The sequence below is a fragment of the Nonomuraea sp. NPDC048892 genome (assembly GCF_040649735.1).
GTDB classification, from domain to species: Bacteria; Actinomycetota; Actinomycetes; order Streptosporangiales; family Streptosporangiaceae; genus Nonomuraea; species Nonomuraea maheshkhaliensis.
Map to the genome: position 1 here is coordinate 611,926 of NZ_JBEZFZ010000005.1, position 18,354 is coordinate 630,279.

The window sequence follows — 18,354 nt, forward strand, 5'->3', positions numbered from 1 at the left end:
ATGGGAAACCGGTGCGCGGTCATCGGCGTCGGGCAGACGCACTACACGACCAAGCGCAGGGACGTCTCGATCGCCGGCCTGGTCCGCGAGGCCGCGCTGCGGGCGCTGGAGGACGCCGGGCTGACGTTCAAGGACATCGACGCCGTGGTCATCGGCAAGGCGCCCGACCTGTTCGAGGGCGTGATGATGCCGGAGGCGTACCTGGCGGACGCGCTCGGCGCGGCGGGCAAGCCCATGATGCGCGTGCACACGGCGGGCAGCGTCGGCGGCTCGACCGCGCTGGTCGGCGCCTCGCTCATCCAGGGCGGCGTGCACGAGCGGGTGCTGGTGGTGGCGTTCGAGAAGCAGTCGGAGTCCAACGCCACCTGGGCGCTGTCCACGCACCTGCCGTTCAGCGCCTCGCTGGTGGTGGGCGCGGGCGGGTACTTCGCCCCGCACATCCGCGAGTACATGCGCAGATCCGGAGCACCCGGGCACATCGGGACGCTCGTCGCGGTCAAGGACCGGCTGAACGCGTTGAAGAACCCGTACGCGCACCTGCGGATCCCCGGCATCGACCAGAAGATGGTCGAATCCACCCCCATGCTCTGGGAGCCCATCCGCTATCTGGAGACCTGCCCGTCCAGCGACGGCGCCTGCGCGATGGTGCTGTCGTCCGAGTCGGCGGTCACCGGCACCCCCGCCTGGGTGCACGGGACGGCCATGCGCTCCGAGCCGATCTTCCGCGCGAGCCGCGACACGGTCAGCCCGCAGGCCGGCAAGGACTGCGCCGCCGACGTCTACCAGCAGGCCGGGATCGCCGACCCGCGCCGGCAGATCGACGTGGCCGAGGTGTATGTGCCGTTCTCCTGGTACGAGCCGATGTGGCTGGAGAACCTGGGGTTCGCGGCAGAGGGGGAGGGATGGAAGCTCACCGAGTCGGGCGCCACGGCACTCGACGGTGACATCCCGTGGAACGCCTCGGGCGGGGTGCTGTCCAGCAACCCCATCGGGGCGTCGGGGCTGATCAGGTTCGCCGAGGCCGCGCTCCAGGTGCGCGGGATGGCGGGCGAGCACCAGGTGGACGGCGCCCGTACGGCGCTCGGCCACGCCTACGGCGGGGGAGCCCAGTTCTTCGCGATGTGGATCGTCGGACGGGAGAGACCCTGATGGAGTTCAACCACGCTGACCTGTTCGAAGGGCTCGCGGACACGATCGGGGACAGGACGGCCATCGTCTGCGGCCAGGAGCGGCGCACGTACGCCGAACTGGAGGCGGAGGCGAACCGGCTCGCCCACTACCTCATGGACCTCGGCGTCCAGCCGGGCCAGCACGTCGGCCTGCATCTCTACAACGGCGTCGAGTACGTCGCCGGCATGCTCGCCGCCCTCAAGATCAGAGCTGTGCCGATCAACGTCAACTACCGCTACGTCGAGGCCGAGCTGCTCTACCTCTACCGCGACGCCGACCTGCGGGCGCTGATCTACGACGTGGAGTTCGAGCCGAGGGTGGCCGCCGTGGCCGGCCAGGCGCCGCTGCTGGAGAACCTGATCTCGGTCGGCGGGCTCCCGTCGAGCGGCTCGGCGATCAGCTCGGCGATCGGCTCGGCGGTGCCGTACGGCACGGCGCTCGAACGCGGCAGGCCGGAACGCGGCTTCCCCGTCCGGTCGGGCCAGGACGTCTACATCATCTACACCGGCGGCACCACCGGCATGCCCAAGGGCGCGATGTGGCACGTCGAGGACCTGTTCATGGGCTTCGGCGGCGGCAACCCGTACGGCGAGCCGCGCACCACCCCGCAGGAGGTCGTCGACGAGGCCGTCAAGGCCACCCCCATGGTCATGATGGCGGTGCCGCCGCTCATGCACGGGGCCGCGCAGATGACCACGTTCATCTCCTGGTGGATGGGCTCGACCACCGTCTTCGTGCGCAAGTTCGAGGCCGCCGAGGTGTGGCGGACGGTCGAGCGGGAGCGCGTGTCCACCATGAACATCACCGGCGACGCCATGGCCAGACCCCTCACCGAGGCGCTGGAGGGCGGCGAATACGACCTGTCCTCCCTGTTCGTGATCAGCTCGACCGGCGCGATCCTGACCGGCGCGGTCCGCGACCGCCTCCAGGAGCTGCTCCCGAACGTGATGATCCTCGACAGCTTCGGCTCCACCGAGTCCGGCTACACCGCCTCCGGCGTGGCCGGCTCCTCACCGGAGAAGGGCCTGCGCTACAAGCCGAACGCCGTCGTCACCCTGGCCGTCCTCGACGAGAAGAACCGGCCGGTCGAGCCCGGCTCCGGCCAGATGGGCACCGTGGCCAGGTCGGGGCGGGTGGCCTTCGGCTACTACAACGACCCCGAGAAAACCGCGCGCACGTTCGTCACCGACGAGGACGGCACCCGCTGGCTGCTCACCGGCGACCTGGCCACCGTGGACGCCGACGGCACCGTGAACGTCTTCGGCCGGGGCTCGCAGTGCATCAACACCGGCGGCGAGAAGGTCTTCCCCGAGGAGATCGAGGCGGTGCTCAAGGGGCACCCTGGCGTGTTCGACGCGGTGGTGACCGGGGTGCCGGACGAGCGGTGGGGCACCAAGGTGGCCGCCGTGATCGAGCCGCGGCCCGGGGTTGAGGTGACGGCCGCGGAGCTGGACGCGCATTGCCGGGGGTTGTTGTCGGGGTACAAGGTGCCGCGGACGTACGCGTTCGTGGGGGAGATGGTACGGTCACCGGCCGGCAAGGCCGACTACCGCTGGGCCAGGGAAACCGTCGAGAACGCCGGCGGCTGAGGGGCCTTCCGCGTCGGGCCCGGGGCCGCGTTGGCCCCGGGCCTTGGGGGCGCGTCGGGCCGGGCGGAGGTCAGGCCAGCCCAGCCCAGCCCAGCCCAGGCCAGATCAGGCCAGGCGACGCAGCTCGGCCTCAACCGCCTTCACTTCCGCGCCCTTTCCCGCCTTCTCCAGCAGCTTCAACCGGCCGAGCAGCACGTCCCGCAGCAGGTCGCTCTCGGCCCCGGACAGTTCGCGGAGCAGGTCGGCCGAGACGCGCAGGGCGGCGTCGGCGGCGTCGTCCCGGCCCAGCTCCTGCTGGCAGAAGCCGAGCCGGGCGTGCGCCACGGCCCTGGTCAGCTCGTCCCGCGTCACCTGCGTGGTGCGATGGAAGACCAGCCCGGCCTCCAGCGCCCGCTCCGCCTCCATGAGCGCGTCGCCCAGCATGAGCATCGCCCGGGACAGCAGCCCGCCCTGCATCGGGTTGCCCGGCGAGAACCGTTCCAGCGCCGCCACCGCCTCCCGCAACGGCTGGATCGCCTCGGCCGCCAGCTCCCGCATCCGCAGCGCCCCGGCCAGCGTGAGGCAGGCGCCCGCCCTGCTCGTGTGCACGGCCTGCGCGTCCATGCCCGTGGTCAGCAGCTCGTCGTAGATCGCGATCGCCTCACGCGCCCTCGCCTCGGCCTCGACACCGTCGTCCAACCGCAGCAGGGGCAGCAGCTCTGAGCTCTGCGCCAGGGAGTCCGCCAGGACCGCCCGGTACGTCAGGTCGTCGGGCGACCGCCTGGCCACCGGAATCAGCTCCTCCACCAGGGCGTTGGCCTGCTCCAGCGCACCCAGCATCATGTGACACCTGGCCAGCCGCTGGGTCGCCAGCACCCGCTTCACCGTGCCCGCTTCGTGACCGTTCACGGCGATCTGCGCGTACTCGGCCGCGTCCTGGGGCCGCCCGGACGCGAGAAGATCGTCGGCGATCAGCCCGGCAGTCTCGGCCGCCGCCAGCGGCTCAGGCAGCCCGCTGAACAGGCGTAACGCCTCCACGAGATGCGCCATCGCCTCCTGCTCCCGCCCGAACGCCCGCAACACCCGCCCCCGAACTTGAACAGCCTGCGCCCGCACCCGCACCAGCTCCACCCCCGCCACGGCAGGCAGCCCCACCCCCGCCGTCCCGCCCCGTCCCAGCTCGGCCCCATCCAGCTCGGCTCGGTCCAGCTCGGCCAGTGACCAGGCGATCGCCTCAAGGGCGGCCTGCGGGCGATCCAGCGCGGCCAGGGTCGAGCCGAGCTGCGCGTAGGTGACGGCGGCCACGGCCGGATCGTCCAGCTCGTCGCAGAGGTCAGCGGCACGCTCACAGTGGGCCAGCGCTTCCACACCACGGCCCTGTTCGAGCAGCCCGGCCGCGTAGTGGTTCAGCGCCATGGCCAGCGTACGGTCCTGGCGCGCGCCGAGAAGATCGATCGCCTGCTCGACCACGGCCGGCCCGACCCGATCACCCCGCCTGCCCCCAGCCCCACCCCGCTCCCGCGCCGCCACGGCGACAAGCGCCGCCAGCGCCGACCCAAGCGACTCCCGATGGGCACCGGAAACGGCAGCAAGCCCTCGGTGGATGCGTACAGCCAGCTCATGGAGGTGAACGGCGGTCGCAACGTCCCCAGCCCGCTCCGCAGCCACCGCAAACGCACCCAGACACCGACCGAACCTCGCATGCACCCCCAGCCCACCACCCACCAACCCCCCGTGCCCTACTGGCACGGACGCCGCCGCAGGCCCTTCGTGCTCCGCCGTCTTGGGCGCCGTCACTGGTCCTTCGTGCTCCGTCGGCGTGGACGCCGTCACCGGCCCTTTGCGCTTTGCCGCCCTGGACGGCATCAGCGGTACCTCACGCTCCAGCGCCTCGGTGAATCCCGTCAGCGGCCCCACCAGCCCGGAGGCCGCCTCTTCGCCCGCGTCCGCGAACCAGGAGAGCCGGTCGATAACCGCGTCGATCACCTCGATCCCGGGAAGCGGACGTACCCCGAGCATCTGGGCGTACAGGCCGGTGGCCGCAGCCGGCCCCGCCTCCTCCACTCGCAACTCCGCCAGCCGGAGCAGCGCGTGCACATGCACCCCGGACAGATCACCAGGAACAGGCCCGAGCCGCGCCATCGCCGACGTCCCTGCCGTCAGCCGTTCCCTGGCCGCGTCGCTCTCGTGCAGCTCGGCCAGACAAAGGCCGGCCAGCTCCCAGCACGTGGCGGCGAGCAACTGCTCACGCTCGTCCTGCTCCTCCGGCGAGGACGGCAGGAGACCGAGCGCCCGCGTGATCGACTGGAGCGCGGCTTCGGCCTTCTGACCGGGATCCGTATCACGCCTGTTCCAGCAGATCTCCGCCTGGAGCCGCAACGCCCCCGCCAGCAGGAGCGGCGCCCGCAACTCCTCCGCCACCAGCGCCGAACACAGCCGCACCAGCCGATCCGCCGCCCTCTCCGCCTCCACCGTCCCCACCGCAGCGACCTCCGCGTTCGGTGGGCAGGTGGTGCGCGACAGGGCGGTCGTCTCAAGGATCATCAGCTCGGCCAGCTCAGTACGGAACTCGGCGCTCGTCGCGGCGTGTGGCCCGTACGACTCGATGGCGGTCCGCAGATACGGGAGAGCCTCCTCGGCGTGTCCGAGCCCCACGAGCGAGCGGCCGAGCGCGGCTGCCACCATGCCCACGGCGATGGCGTGCGGCCCGTCGGGCGCGGCATGCTGTTGGAGCAGTTCGGCCGCCCGGGTCGCCAACGTGAACCCGTCCGCCGGCCGCCCCGCGTCCGCCCAGGCCCGCGCAAGCATGGCCAGCGCCGACAGCTGCGCATGAACCTGCTCGACCCCGGCCGTACCGTCAATCTCGCCCTGTGATCTGAGCCGCTGTTCGGCCTTGCTCACGGCCTCCTCCGGCCGGTCGAGGAACACCGTCAGCAGCCACGGCAGTCCGATGCCCGGCGGACCCGGCGGACCCGAAAGGTCTGGCACACCCGACGGACCTGTCAGACCGGACGGGCCTGACGGACTCGATAGGCCTGGCAGACCCGGCGGGCCTGGCCGGCCCGATGGACCTGGCGAGGCCGATGAGCATGGCGGGCCGGGCTCCGGCCTCCTCCGTATCCTGGCCCGTACCTCGGCGTGATGGCGGGCGTAGCCGGCGTCCTCGGCGCTCAGCAGCTCATACCGCTCGGCGGCGAGCTCCAACTGCGCCAGGCCATCGGTCGTGCGGCCCAGCTCGTCCAGGCAGAGGCCCAGCAGCCACGTGCCCCTGACCCGGGTGGCCGGATCCGGCTCGGACGGCAGTGCCATGGCCTCCTGCAACGGCCCCAGCGCCTCGTCAGGGCGGTCATCGACCAGCAGCAGTTCGCTGAGATCGAGCAGTTGCCCGGCCAGGGCGGGGCGGTGCTCATCCGGTTCGAGGGTGACGAGGGCCCGCAGGTTGCGTACGGCCTCCGCGGCGTACCTGACGGCGGCGTCCAGATCGTCCAGCCGGGCGTGCAGCCTGGACAGGACGGAGGCGGCGAACGCCAGCAGGACCCGCAGCCCAGGCTCCTCGGCCGCCAGCGTCCGCAGCCGCCCGACCGCCTCGGTGGCCGGTCGGAGGGCGTCGGCCGGTCTGCCGTGTGCCTCCAGCCAGGTGGCGATCAGGTGCAGCCGGTGGGCCACGTCCCTGCTGGTGGGGGCGACGCTTCTGACAGCGGAGGTGACGGCGACGGCGATGCAGGCGGCCAGCTCGGGCAGCGCGGCGGCGGTGCCGATCCCCTCGAAGGGGGTCAGCGGCTCGGGGGCTTGGAGGGACGGAGCCACCGGCACCCGCCCTGCCATCGTCCGGGACGGGGGCGTGAACGCCTTGAACCCACCCCCGACGGCCCCCGCCTCTCCAACGGATCCACGGATGGTCGCTTTTGAGGGTGGGGTGGGCATAGGTGCTGATGGGTGCGGGTCTGGGGCGGATATGCCTCCGGTTGGCTGCGCGGCTGGGCCGGGCCTGCCTGCGAGCGGCAGCCCATCTAGGCCGGGCTCACCTGCGGGAGGCTGCTGGGTTGGAGCGAGCGCGCCTACGAGAGGCGGCTCGGCTGAGCCGGGCGTGTCTGTGGGCGGCTGGCGGGCCGGAGGATCGTCTGCCGTGGGGGAGTCGGCTGGTGGCAGGACCGACAGGATGCTCGTCACGTTCGTCGCGAAGCCCGCGTCACCGCCCGCCGCCTCGAACGCCGCCACCGCCTCCCCCAGCCGCCCGACCCCCAGCAGCGCGCACGCGACGTTGTAGTGAGCCCGCGCGGCCTGTTCCAGGTAGCGGGGGCCGTCCTCGGCCAGGATGCGGAAGCGGGCCGCCGCCTCCTGCGCCGGCTTGAGCGCGCCGTCGGCCTCACCGCCGAGCAGCAGGCACGATCCCAGCCCGAACGCCGCCTCCGCCCGCCCGGCCGCCTCCTCGTACGGGGGAGCGCCCGCGTACACCTCGACCGCCTCCGCCACCGCGACGACCGCCTCACCGACCCGCCCCACGGCCGCCAGCGCGGCCGACAGCTTCGTCAGTGCCTTGGCCAGCGCGATCCGTTCGCCGCTCGCCCGCCGGTGCCGCACGCTCAGCTCGGCCAGCGTCACCTCAAGCGCCCGCAGCCCCGGCCCGGTGGCGGCAGGCGAGTCCGGTCGCGCGGTGTCCGGCGTCCGTCGCGGGGGCGGCAGTGCGGCCACGGACGCGGCGAGCCGCTGGTCGGTGGCGAACAGCAGGAGCGCGGCGTTCAGCATGTCGCCGAGCCGGGCGGCAGGGTTCGCCTCCGCCTGGGCGACCAGAGGGCCGAGCCGGTCGGCGATCAGGGCCCACAGCGCCGCCCGCACTCGTTCCCGGCCGGCGCACGATCGCAGGACGTCCAGCATCCGTACGAGCTGCTCGACCGTCCGGCCCTCATGGTCGTGTACGGCGAGCACCAGCGCGTCCAGGCCCTCCGTCGTGGCGAGGAGTTGCTCGGCGAGGAGGTCGGGCCCGAGCGGAGTCAGCCGCGGGCCCCGGCGCGAGCCGGGGGTAGGTGGGGGAGGGGGGAAGAGGCGGCCCAGCCAGCCGGCGGCGTTCGAGGCGGCGCTGCCGTGCAGGCCGAACGCGCCGCCGGGTGCGCGGGTGCTGATCCCCGGCACCGTTGTCAGCAGGCCGGGCAGTTCTGCGGGGGTGGGTGCGGTGAGCGTGAGGACCGCTACGGCTCGGCGTGCCGTCACGTCGGCCAGACGTTCCTGCCCGTCCGGCCAGACCCGCGCCCACTGATCACACTCCCGAATCAGAAACCGCCCCAGCGATCCGCTCCCGCCCGGGTCGGTTCGCCCGCCTGTGCTGATTCGTCCACCGGTACCGATATGTCCGCCTGCGTCGGTGGGCCAGCCTGTGTTGGTGGTTCGTCCGCTTGTGTCGGTGCGTCCGTCCACGTCGGGGTGCTCGTTCGTGCTGGTACGTGCGCTTCCATCGGTGTATTCGTCGGTCACCTGGCCTGTGCCCGTTCTGCCGTCCCCGTCGCTGTCGCACAGGCGGAGTAGGGCGGCCAGGTGGACGTGGAGGGGGAGGCCGTACTCGGGGTCGTCGAGGCGTGGCGGGCTGGGGAGTGCGGCGCGGCTCGGTGCGAACGCCTTCATGGCGGCGAGTGCGTGTTCGGTCCGTTCCTGCAGCGTGAGGGGGCGGCTGTTGAGGCGCACGGTCGTGGTGTTGAGCCGCCGCAGCCACCCTCCGGCCGCCGTGTCGAGCCGCCGCCACCAGTCCGCCTCGCCGGGCTCGCGGACCAGCAGCAGGAGGCGTACGCGAGGGTTGTGTCCGTGCTTGGCCAGCCGCCGGATCAGCTCGCCCACCAGCGGTGCCGACGGCTCGGGACGGTCGACGACGATCAGGGTCGGCCGCAGCGCCTCAAGTGAGGTGCTCCGACTGGCCAGGGGATCCTTCATCGTGTCCCGGCCGGCCAGGGGGCCTGCCAACGCGTCCAGGGGCAGGAAACCCGCGTCCCAGCCCTCGCTTTCCAGCTCCACGCACAGCTCGCCCGCCAGCCGGGTCTTCCCCATGCCGCCGCGCCCGCTCACCACCGCGATCGACAGCGAGCCCGGTTCGTCGGTGGCCCACGTCCGTAGCTCGGTCAGCTCTTCGCGTCGGCCCAGGAACGGGACCACCGCGTGCCGCGCCATCAACAACGTCCAGTCGGGGCAGTCCGGCGGCAGCTTCTCGCGGGCGGGTGCCATCAGAGCGGGCAAGGGGACGGCATGGTCGCTCCCCGCTAGCGTCTCCAGCGCGCCGGGAGACACGCCCGCCAGCTCTCGAAACCGCTCGTCGCCCAGTAACGCGGTCACGGGAACGACGTCCAGCCGTCCCTCGGCGTGTCCGGCCGTCGTCGGGGTGACCACTCCGATGAGCTGCCCGGCGGGCTCGGCGACCACGACGGTCCCGCACATTCCCCGCCAGAGCGCCTCCGGCACCTCTTCGTCCCCGGCGCTCGCTCCTCTGGCGGCGCCCCCGATTGTTCGTTCGGGCCCGGGACTCGTCCCGCCGGCTGCCTCCGCACTCCCCATCGGTCCCGCCGAGGCAGGGGGCAGAACGCTGAACGTGAGGGTTTTCGAGACCACGCCCGTGGGTGGGGAAACCAGGCCGGACAGCGTCTCGGCTATGCGGAGGCCGCCCCGCCGAACCTCCTGGGCGAACCCCCTGGCGACACAGCGCAGGGGAGTGGAGTCGCCCGCGAGCCGGGCCCAGCGGTTGTGCTCGATGCCCGGCAGGTCGGCCCACACCGGTTCGGCGGTCCTGAGCAGCACCGCGTCCGCGCTGCCGCGTCCGCGCCACACCGGCTCGGCCTCCGTCCAGCGCGCCGACCCGGGCAGGCGTACGTGACACGAGGCCCGGCCACTTCCCCCTTGCCCTTCGCCGTCTCCCGTCGGCAGCACAGCCGACCGATCGCCGTCATACGCCGACCGCCCAGAGGCGGGCACCAGGCGGGCGGAGGTCAGTACGAGGTCGGGGCCGATCACATAGCCGGAGCCGGTCACGCCGACGAGGTCGTCATGACCGGAGAAGACCTCGACGACCCGTTCGAGTCCGAGGCGGTGCGGTGGCGTGTCCATGGGTCCGCCTATGAGCTACGTCTTAGCCACGTCCCGGCGTGCCGTCTTTCTGGTCAGTGCCTGATCCCATCTCACTATCGCACTATGGCCAGGAAATTTCCCGGCTTGTCACGCCTTCTCGGTTGTGAGCCACGCGGCCAGCCCGAGGTACACGATCCCGCTCCCGACATCCAGCCGCCGACGTGCGCGTACGGACTGACGGACCCGGCCGGCCAGGGCCGAGGCGAGCATCGCGTACGTGCCGTCGGAGGCCATCCCGAGCAGGATCCACACCGCGCCGAGCAGGAGGATCTGCGGCCCGATCGGCCCCACCTCCGGGTGGACGAACTGCGGCAGGAACGCGAGGAAGAAGATGGCGGTCTTGGGGTTGAGCACGTTGACCACGAACCCCTCCCAGAACAGCCGCCGCTTCGACTGGACCTTGAGCTCGATCGTCTCGCCGCCGTCGCCCCCGCGCATCAGCTTGCGTACGCCGAGCCAGAGCAGGTAGGCCACGCCCGCGTACTTGACCACGGTGAACGCCGTGGCCGAGGCCGAGATCAGGGCGCTGATGCCCAGCGCCGCCGCGGCCACGTGGACGAGGGAGCCGGTGTGCACGCCGAGCACGGAGATCAGGCCGGCGGAACGGCCTTGGGAGACGCTCCTGGTGACGATGTAGAGAACCGCGGGCCCGGGCACGATGAGCAGCCCGAGCGTGGCCGCGCAGAAGACGGCGAGCGTCGTGATTTCCGGCATGAGGTCATCCTAAATACGGCGTCAAAAGCTTTCTGTAAGTGCTGAGAGGAGCGCTTCGACGGCGGGTGGGTGGGGTGGCTCGCCGTAGACGGCGGCGTACACGTGCCTGGTCGAGCCGGGCACCCGAGCGACCACCACCTCGGGATGGCGGTGCGCGGTGAGCGCGAGCCCCGGCAGCATGGTCAGCCCCAGCCCGGCCGCCACCAGCGCCTGCACGGCCACGATGTCGTCGCTGGTGAACGAGATATGCGGCTCGAACCCCGCCTTGTCGCAGATGTCGAGCAAATGGCTGCGGCACCGGTCGCACCCGGCGATCCAGGACGAATCGGCGTGGTCGGCGAGGTCGCCGGGCGGTGCGCTGGACACCAGGTAGCTGGGGTCGTCGAGGAGGTGGATCATGTGGATGCCGTTGTCCTCGGGGGCGGTGTCGTCGTAACGGAACATCACCGCCACGTCCACCCGCCCGGCCCGCAGCAGCCGCAGCGCCTCCGGCGGCTCGGTCTCGGTGAGCTGCAGGCGCAGCCCGGGGTGCGCGCCGGCCAGCAGCCGGGCCGCCTTCGGGATGAAGGTGCCCAGCGCCGAGGGGAACGCGGCCAGCCGCACCCGCCCCGAACGCAGCCCCACGTGCGCGGCCAGCTCCTCGGCGGTGGCGTCGAGCCGACCGATGATCTCCGCGGCCCGCTCGGCCAGCAGCCGGCCCGCCTCGGTGAGTCTGATGCCGCGCCCGGCGCGCTGGACGAGCTTGGCACCGGTCTCGGCCTCCAGCCTGGCCAGGTGGTGGCTGACCGAGGGCTGGGAGTAGTGCAGCTCCTTGGCCGCCGCGGTCAGCGAGCCCTTGCGGGCGACCGCGACGAGGACACGCAGGCGTACGACGTCGAGCATCCATCAATCATATCTATTGATCAGCCAGAAAACTTCTGTTGGACCTATCGTTCGGAAGGGAGGAGCGTAGGGAGAGAAGGAAGAACCGCTGGAGCTCCCGGGAGAAAGCCATGAACCTGGCCGCCACGACCGTCCGACCCGGACTGGACGTCCTGGTGAACGGCGTGTCCCGCATCGCCGCCCGCCGGCTCGGCCGCCACGAGAGCGCGCTGGCCGTGGCCGCGTTCCTGCGCGAGCACCTGCCCGCCCTCGACATCCTCACGCCGCAGGAGCGCGCGGGCTCACCCGACGGGTACGTCTCCCACGTGCTGCACGCCGAGGAGGACTTCTCGATCGCGGCCGTCGTCTGGCGGCCGGGCCAGGACACGGTGGTCCACGACCACGTGTCGTGGTGCACGTTCGGCATCCTCAGCGGGATCGAGCACGAGACCCTCTACCGGGACATGGGCGATCACCTCGTGGAGATCGGCCGGGCCGACAACCGGCCGGGGGAGGTCAGCGGGTTCGCCCCGCCCGGGGACATCCACAAGGTGTGCAACACGAGTGACGAGGTGGGTGTGTCGCTGCACATCTACGGCGCGAACGTGGCCCGGCTCGGCAGCAGCATCCGCCGCGTCTACGACCTCCCGGTCAGGTAGCCGCCCCGTCGCGGCCTCCCCGTTGAGCAACCGCTCCGACACGGTCACCTCGTCGGGTCGCCACCCAACGCCACCTGCTCCGCCCTGACCTGGACTGCCCTAACGTGTCCATCCCTCGCCAGGACGTCTCCGTACGGCCCCGCGCAGATGCGAAATTTTATTTGCGCAAATTTATTTTCGCTTCTAGGGTGGGTGTCATGGCGCCCACCGAGAAGACCCACCGCGTCAAGGACCTCGACACGCTCAAGGCCCTCGGCCATCCGCTGCGCATCCAGCTCTACCGCGCGCTCTCCGTCGCGGGCACGGCCACCGCCTCGCAGCTCGCCGACCAGGTCGACGAGGCCGTGTCGCTGGTCAGCTACCACCTGCGCAAGCTGGCCGCCCACGGCATCATCGAGGAGACGGAGGGGCGCAGCGGGGATGCCAGGGAGCGCTGGTGGCAGCCGGTGTCCACCGTCATCACCACCAAGGACGAGGACTTCGACGCGCCTGAGCGTGCCGCCGTCCACACCGCCGTCTCGCGGGTCTACGCGCGCCAGCGGGGTGAGCTCTACGAGCGCTACCTCGACGAGAAGCAGGCCTGGCCCGCCGACTGGCGTAGCGCGGCCTTCGCCTCCGAATACCTGCTCCGGCTCACGCCCGCTGAGCTGGAGCGGCTGCATGAGGAGCTCGACGAGGTCGTGCTGCGGTGGCGCCGGCATGGGAACGCGGCTCGCGAGGCGGGCGACACGCAGGGGCGGGAGAACGTGGCCGTGCAGGCGCACGGCTTCCCGTTCCGTACGTAGGGCTCACCCGTCCGTGGTCGGACGCGCTCACCCGAGCGTTGTGGAGGAGGGGTAGGGATGTATCCGGACTTGTATCTGTATGTCGAACGGGCGAGAGGCCGGGAACTGCGGGCGGAGGCCGAGCGCCACCGCCAAGGCCGGCGCCATGCGGAGGGTCGTGCTGAGGGGCGTGGCTCGCTGGTCCGCGGGTTGGAGACACGCCTGGGCTGGGTGCTGGTGGAGGCGGGGCTGCGGCTGGTGCATCGCCGCGCCGTCGACTACTGATCCCGCCGCCCACATGCGGGCTGTCAGGTGTCGAGGCCGAGCTGGTGGCGTCTGGCCGCCGCGTCCATGACGGCCCAGTGCTCGACGATCCGGCCGTCCCGTACGCGGATCATGTCCAGCCCACGCACCTCGTACCGCCGGCCGGAGGCGGTGTGGGTGCCCCGGCTGAGGTAGACGTTGGACGACAGCTCATCGTCCGAGACGTTCCGCTCGACCGTGACCGAAAGGTCGTGGAAGCCCGTCTCTCCCGACCTCATCAGCTCCCACTTCTCCCGCCACGCCCCCAGCCCGTGGTGGTCTCCGGCGGTTCCGCCCCGGTGGTCGATCACGTCGGGGTCGATGAGGGCGAGCGCCTCGTCCATCCGTCCGGTGGCGAGCACCTGGGGGTAGAGCTCGACTATCCGGCGATGCACCTCTCCTGCGGTCGTCATTCTGATGTGCTCCTGAATTAAGTGGGGAACTCCCCGTTTCGGGGTCGCCGCTACACTAACCGGGGAAGTCCCCACTTAGCAAGGAGAACGATGCCACGTCCTCTGCGGGCGGACGCGCAGCGCAACCGCGACCTGCTGCTCGCCGCGGCCGCTCACGTGTTCGCCGAGCGCGGCGCCGACGCGCCGATGGACGAGGTCGCCCGCCGCGCCGGGGTCGGGAACGCCACGATGTACCGACATTTCCCGACCCGTTCTGACCTGCTGGCCGCCGTCTACGCCGACGAGGTGGAACAGCTCCGGGCGAGCGCGGAGTCGCTGCGGGCGGCCGGGCCTCCGGGGGAGGCGCTGCACACGTGGCTGCGGCTGTTCATGGACCACCTGACCACCAAGCGCGATCTGGCCCTGGCCGCGACGGACGACACGGCCCTGCACGCCGCCTGGCACCGCACCATGATCGAGGCCGCTTCGATGCTGCTGGAGGAGGCCAGGCAGGCCGGTCTCGTACGAGCCGATCTTGACGTACGCGACCTGCTCACGCTCGTCAGAGGCATCACCCTGACCGCCACGGACCGCGCACAGGCCGAACGGCTGCTGGCGCTCGTGGACTGGAGCGCCTGAGCAGACGCAGCCCCTGACCAGGCGTTCGTGGGCCATGCGCCTGATCGTGCCCCCGCGTCGATCGCCGGGTGAAGGCCGCGCGATGGTCGTGCGCCCAGGCCCGGAAGGCGCGTGGCGGGCATCCCAGCGCCTGTTCCACGTCCTCCGTGAGCCGCGCGTTACCGCCCTCCGCCACCAGCCTGGCGCCGTCGACCGCGATCTCCGCGAAGTCCGGGCCGAGCCCGGCCCCGAGCAACTGCTCGCGGTACGCCTCCAACGGCACCTCGACCGTCCCCAGCGCCCGCCCGCCGATCGTCTCTTCCAGCACCTTCACCATCTCGGGAACGCTGATCAGCTCGGGCCCGGTCAGCGTGAGCACTCCCCGCACGCTCTCCTCCGACGACGTCAGCGCCCGTACCGCGACCTCGGCCACGTCCAGCGGATCGATGACGCCCTGCCTGCCGTCCCCGCTCATGTTGGGGACCGGCTCGCCCGCCAGGATCCGCGGCGCCCAGCTCAGCGCGTTGGACGCGAAGCTGGACGGCCGCAGCGCCGCCCACTCCAGGTCGCTCGCCCGCAGCGCCTCCTCGCCCGGCAGATGCCAGTCGCCGACCCTGGCGCCCGCCCGCTCACCGGTGCCGATGGCCGACACCTTCACCGCCTTCCGCACCCCGGCGGACCGGGCCGCCGCCAGCATCGCCTCGTCGTGCCGGACGACCCAGGGTCCCGGCGCGCTGAGCAGGAAGACACTCCCGACGTCGCGCACGGCGCCGCCCGGCCCCTGCTCGGAGTGCCGGTGAACGAGCTGGTCGACCGGGTGATCGATTTGGAGGAGCTGTGGGACGGCCCGACGGGCGCGCTGACAGGTGCGCTGGTGGAGGCCGGCGGCGATCCCCGGCGCGTTCTCGCCCGGCTAGGAGCGGCGCTGGCCGGGCGGATCGAGCGCCGGTCCGCCGTGGAGGAGACAGGGGTGGGCCCAGGTGGCAGTGGCGAGCGGCTACTACGACCAGTCGCACATGGCGGCCGAGTTCCGCCGCCTGATGGGCGTCACCCCGGCTGCCTTCTTCGCCGGCCGCCTCCCCGCCTCGCACGCCTGCTGAAGCGCCGCACGCACGCCGCACGAACACCGAGCCCGAGTTGCCCTGAGCTACACCCCCAGGGCCGAGGGCAGGCTCAGCTCGTTCAGGAAGAGCGCCTCGGTGGTGGCCACCCTGCGCAACTCCTCCAGATCGACCCGCTCGTTGGGCGCGTGGATGGCCGCCTCCTCGTCCTCCGCGCCGAACAGCAGGATCTCCGCCGCGGGGAACTGCTTGAGCAGCGTGCTGACCAGCGGAATCGACCCGCCCGCGCCCACGTCGCGCGGCGGGCGCCCGAAGGCGCGCTCCATGGCGCGGTTGAGCGCCGCGCGGGCCGTGCCGCCCGAGTCGGCCTGGAAGCCCGAGCCGACCGTGAAGTCGCCGAACGACACCTGCACGCCCCAGGGCGCCACCTGCCGCAGGAACTCCACGACCGCGTTCACCGTGGTCTTCGGGTCGCCGGCCGGAGGCACGCGCACGGTCACCCGTGCCCTGGCGGCGGGCTGGACGGCGTTGATCGCCCCCGACACCGACGGCACGTCGAGGCCCGTGACGGTGATCGCGTACGACGACCAGAGCCGGTCGGCCAGCGAGCCGGAGCCCACCAGCGACACCCCGTCCACGACCCCGGCCGTCTTCCTGAACTCCTCCTCCGACGGCCCCTGGCCGAGGAAGGAGCCGCGCGGCAGGCCGGGCACCCGGATGTCGCCGTTGTCGTCGTGCAGCGAGGTGAGCATGCGCATCAGCGCCGCCAGCGCGTCGGGCGCCGCGCCGCCGAAGGAGCCGCTGTGGACGGCCTCCCGCAGCGTGCGGACCTCGACGGTGAACGCGGCCATGCCGCGCAGCGACGTCGTGACCGCCGGGTCGCCCACGCGCGGGTTTCCGGTGTCGGCCACCACGATGGCGTCGGCCCGCAGCAGGTCGGGGTTGCGCTCGACGAACGCCTCCAGCCGGTCGCCGGCGTATTCCTCCTGGCCCTCGATGATGACCTTGATGCCCACGGGGAAGCGCCCCTGGAAGGCACGCAGCGCCGTGACGTGGGAGATCACGCCCGACTTGTCGTCGGCGCAGCCCCGCCCGTACAGGCGGCCGTCGATCAGCGTCGGCTCGAACGGCGGCGTACGCCATGCGGCCGGGTCCCCCGCCGGCTGCACGTCGTAGTGCGCGTAGAGCAGGACGGTGGGCATGCCGGGAGGCGCCGGAGCCTCGCCGAAGACGGCGGGAAAGCTGCCGTCGACGGGCACCTGCTGCACGCGCGGCAGCCCGGTGGAGCGCAACAGCTCCTCCGTCATGGCGGCGGCGGCGAAGACGGGCTCCTCCGGATGACCGGGAAAGGCCACGGACGGTATGGCGGCGAACCGTCTCAGCTCGTCGATGGCCTGTGGCATCGCGGCGGAGACGGCGCTCTCGATCTGGTCAGGAGTCACGGAGGGTCCCCCGGGGGTCGTTCTCAACAGTGCATGGCTGTTCACACGAGTTAACAGCAGTTTGTCTCATTGGATCACAACGGGTCCTGCGCTGCGGAGACAGGGCTGGGACGCGTGTGACCATGCGGGCCAATGTACCTGCGGATTTCGTTGCCGTTACAAAGAGGTTCTGCGGATCTCGATTTTCTTGCATAGTGCTGCGACCGATTCGCTTGGCAAGGTGCACGTGAGCAGGCAGACTGTGGGAAGTTCAGACACGAGGGAAGATAACCATGACGCTGCCGGAACACGACGTCCTCAAGGCCGCGCAGGACAACCTGTGGTTGCACTTCACCAGGCACAGCGCCTACGACACCGCCGAGATCCCGACGATCGTGCGGGGCGAGGGATCCTACGTCTACGACATCCACGGCAAGCGCTACCTCGACGGTCTGGCGGGGCTCTTCGTGGTCCAGGTGGGCCACGGCCGCCAGGAACTGGCCGAGGCCGCCGCCAAGCAGGCCCAGGAGCTGGCGTTCTTCCCGCTGTGGTCCTACGCCCACCCCAAGGCGGCCGAGCTGGCGCAGCGCCTGGCCTCCTACACCCCGGGCGAGCTGAACCGCGTCTTCTTCACCACCGGCGGCGGCGAGGCGGTCGAGACCGCCTGGAAGCTGGCCAAGCAGTACTACAAGCTCGTCGGCAAGCCGCTCAAGCACAAGGTCATCAGCCGCCAGATCGCCTACCACGGCACCCCGCAGGGCGCGCTGTCGATCACCGGCATCCCGGCGTTCAAGCAGATGTTCGAGCCGCTGGTGCCCGGATCCGTCCGGGTCCCCAACACCAACCACTACCGCGCCGACGAGATCACCGGCGTCAAGGGCATGACGCCCGAGGAGTACGGCATCTGGGCCGCCGACCGCGTGGCCCGCGCGATCGAGATGGAGGGCCCCGACACGGTGGCCGCCGTCTTCGCCGAGCCCGTGCAGAACGCCGGCGGCTGCTTCCCGCCCCCTGACGGCTACTTCCAGCGCCTGCGCGAGATCTGCGACGAGTACGACGTCCTGCTCGTCTCCGACGAGGTCATCTGCGCCTTCGGCCGGCTGGGCACCATGTTCGGCGGCCAGAAGTTCGACTACGTCCCCGACATCATCACCTGCGCCAAGGGCCTGACCAGCGGCTACTCGCCCATCGGCGCCATGATCGCGCACGAGCGGCTGTTCGAGCCGTTCAAGGACGGCGACACCATGTTCGCCCACGGCTACACCTTCGGCGGCCACCCCGTCTCCTCGGCCGTGGCGCTGGCCAACCTCGACATCTTCGAGCGCGAAGACCTGCTCGGCCACGTGACCAAGAACGAGCCGGTCTTCCGCCAGACCCTCGACGACCTGCGCGACCTGCCGATCGTCGGCGACGTGCGCGGCGCCGGCTACTTCTGGGGCATCGAGCTGGTCAAGGACAAGGCCACGAAGGAGACCTTCGACGCCGCCGAGTCCGAGCGGCTGCTGCGCGGGTTCCTGTCCAAGGCGCTGTTCGACGCGGGCCTGTACTGCCGCGCCGACGACCGCGGCGACCCCGTCATCCAGCTCGCCCCGCCGCTGATCGCGGGCCAGAAGGAGTTCGACGAGATCGGCTCGATACTGCGCGGCGTGCTCTCGGAAGCGTGGGCGCGACTGTGACACCCCGTATTTCGGCCCTCAATCCGGCCCTCAATCCGGCCCTCAG

Annotated in this window: 13 protein-coding genes; 7 read left to right on the top strand and 6 right to left on the bottom strand. The window is 71.5% G+C overall.

Annotated elements, in window-relative coordinates; genetic code table 11:
- Together AB0C28_RS20130 and AB0C28_RS20135 are read left to right on the top strand one after the other, a co-directional pair.
- The gene (locus tag AB0C28_RS20130) at positions 1–1,149 is read left to right on the top strand and encodes a thiolase domain-containing protein (RefSeq protein ID WP_357847871.1); all 1,149 of its coding nucleotides are present in this window, start codon (positions 1–3) and stop codon (positions 1,147–1,149) included.
- Positions 1,149–2,759, top strand: coding sequence for an acyl-CoA synthetase (locus tag AB0C28_RS20135; RefSeq protein WP_358076266.1), 1,611 nt, complete (start codon positions 1,149–1,151; stop codon positions 2,757–2,759). The genes AB0C28_RS20130 and AB0C28_RS20135 overlap by 1 nt, the downstream gene beginning before the upstream one ends.
- Before the next feature lie 105 nt (positions 2,760–2,864).
- On the opposite strand, the gene AB0C28_RS20140 is transcribed toward AB0C28_RS20135, so the two are convergent.
- The 3 genes from AB0C28_RS20140 to AB0C28_RS20150 all read right to left on the bottom strand — a co-directional run bounded on the left by AB0C28_RS20140 (position 2,865) and on the right by AB0C28_RS20150 (position 11,435).
- On the bottom strand, positions 2,865–9,818 hold the full coding sequence (locus AB0C28_RS20140) for a hypothetical protein (RefSeq protein ID WP_358076269.1): 6,954 nt from the start codon (positions 9,816–9,818) through the stop codon (positions 2,865–2,867).
- A 108-nt stretch (positions 9,819–9,926) separates the two neighbouring features.
- Positions 9,927–10,553, bottom strand: a complete 627-nt coding sequence (locus AB0C28_RS20145) for a LysE family translocator (protein WP_357846960.1) — start codon at positions 10,551–10,553, stop codon at positions 9,927–9,929.
- A gap of 21 nt (positions 10,554–10,574) precedes the next feature.
- Entirely contained in the window at positions 10,575–11,435 is an 861-nt protein-coding gene (locus AB0C28_RS20150; protein WP_358076272.1) for a LysR family transcriptional regulator, read from the bottom strand.
- A 110-nt stretch (positions 11,436–11,545) separates the two neighbouring features.
- Between AB0C28_RS20150 and AB0C28_RS20155 the strand changes: the two genes are divergently transcribed.
- The 3 genes from AB0C28_RS20155 to AB0C28_RS20165 all read left to right on the top strand — a co-directional run bounded on the left by AB0C28_RS20155 (position 11,546) and on the right by AB0C28_RS20165 (position 13,122).
- Entirely contained in the window at positions 11,546–12,073 is a 528-nt protein-coding gene (locus AB0C28_RS20155) for a cysteine dioxygenase family protein (RefSeq protein WP_357846956.1), read from the top strand.
- A gap of 197 nt (positions 12,074–12,270) precedes the next feature.
- A complete protein-coding gene (locus AB0C28_RS20160) occupies positions 12,271–12,858 on the top strand; it encodes a helix-turn-helix domain-containing protein (RefSeq protein WP_358076274.1) in 588 nt (195 codons plus the stop codon).
- Positions 12,859–12,915: 57 nt separating this feature from the next.
- Positions 12,916–13,122: a hypothetical protein gene (locus AB0C28_RS20165; RefSeq protein WP_357846952.1), complete on the top strand. Its 207-nt coding sequence runs from the start codon at positions 12,916–12,918 to the stop codon at positions 13,120–13,122.
- Positions 13,123–13,145: 23 nt separating this feature from the next.
- On the opposite strand, the gene AB0C28_RS20170 is transcribed toward AB0C28_RS20165, so the two are convergent.
- A complete protein-coding gene (locus AB0C28_RS20170) occupies positions 13,146–13,553 on the bottom strand; it encodes an ester cyclase (protein WP_357846950.1) in 408 nt (135 codons plus the stop codon).
- Between the two features lie 90 nt (positions 13,554–13,643).
- On the opposite strand from AB0C28_RS20170, the gene AB0C28_RS20175 reads away from it, so the two are divergent.
- Complete coding sequence (locus tag AB0C28_RS20175) at positions 13,644–14,171, top strand: helix-turn-helix domain-containing protein (RefSeq protein ID WP_357846948.1); 528 nt, start codon at positions 13,644–13,646, stop codon at positions 14,169–14,171.
- On the opposite strand, the gene AB0C28_RS20180 is transcribed toward AB0C28_RS20175, so the two are convergent.
- Both AB0C28_RS20180 and AB0C28_RS20185 read right to left on the bottom strand, forming a co-directional pair.
- Positions 14,104–14,916 (bottom strand): NAD(P)H-binding protein, encoded by an 813-nt coding sequence (locus AB0C28_RS20180; RefSeq protein ID WP_358076277.1) that lies wholly within the window; start codon positions 14,914–14,916, stop codon positions 14,104–14,106. The two genes, AB0C28_RS20175 and AB0C28_RS20180, sit on opposite strands and share 68 nt — an antisense overlap.
- A gap of 381 nt (positions 14,917–15,297) precedes the next feature.
- Positions 15,298–16,653, bottom strand: coding sequence for a dipeptidase (locus tag AB0C28_RS20185; RefSeq protein ID WP_357846943.1), 1,356 nt, complete (start codon positions 16,651–16,653; stop codon positions 15,298–15,300).
- A gap of 272 nt (positions 16,654–16,925) precedes the next feature.
- Here AB0C28_RS20185 and AB0C28_RS20190 point away from each other — a divergent pair, with 272 nt between their 5' ends.
- The gene (locus AB0C28_RS20190; protein WP_346110478.1) at positions 16,926–18,308 is read left to right on the top strand and encodes an aspartate aminotransferase family protein; all 1,383 of its coding nucleotides are present in this window, start codon (positions 16,926–16,928) and stop codon (positions 18,306–18,308) included.
- The last annotated feature ends 46 nt before the right edge of the window (positions 18,309–18,354 follow it).

Excerpts from the sequence above, each read along its gene's own strand:
- AB0C28_RS20160 (WP_358076274.1), top strand. The coding sequence starts at position 12,271 with ATGGCGCCCACCGAGAAGACCCACCGCGTCAAGGACCTCGACACGCTC.
- AB0C28_RS20165 (WP_357846952.1), top strand. The coding sequence starts at position 12,916 with ATGTATCCGGACTTGTATCTGTATGTCGAACGGGCGAGAGGCCGGGAA.
- AB0C28_RS20190 (WP_346110478.1), top strand. The coding sequence starts at position 16,926 with ATGACGCTGCCGGAACACGACGTCCTCAAGGCCGCGCAGGACAACCTG.
- AB0C28_RS20175 (WP_357846948.1), top strand. The coding sequence starts at position 13,644 with ATGCCACGTCCTCTGCGGGCGGACGCGCAGCGCAACCGCGACCTGCTG.
- AB0C28_RS20140 (WP_358076269.1), bottom strand. The coding sequence starts at position 9,818 with ATGGACACGCCACCGCACCGCCTCGGACTCGAACGGGTCGTCGAGGTC.
- AB0C28_RS20150 (WP_358076272.1), bottom strand. The coding sequence starts at position 11,435 with ATGCTCGACGTCGTACGCCTGCGTGTCCTCGTCGCGGTCGCCCGCAAG.
- AB0C28_RS20170 (WP_357846950.1), bottom strand. The coding sequence starts at position 13,553 with ATGACGACCGCAGGAGAGGTGCATCGCCGGATAGTCGAGCTCTACCCC.
- AB0C28_RS20130 (WP_357847871.1), top strand. The coding sequence starts at position 1 with ATGGGAAACCGGTGCGCGGTCATCGGCGTCGGGCAGACGCACTACACG.
- AB0C28_RS20135 (WP_358076266.1), top strand. The coding sequence starts at position 1,149 with ATGGAGTTCAACCACGCTGACCTGTTCGAAGGGCTCGCGGACACGATC.
- AB0C28_RS20145 (WP_357846960.1), bottom strand. The coding sequence starts at position 10,553 with ATGCCGGAAATCACGACGCTCGCCGTCTTCTGCGCGGCCACGCTCGGG.
- AB0C28_RS20155 (WP_357846956.1), top strand. The coding sequence starts at position 11,546 with ATGAACCTGGCCGCCACGACCGTCCGACCCGGACTGGACGTCCTGGTG.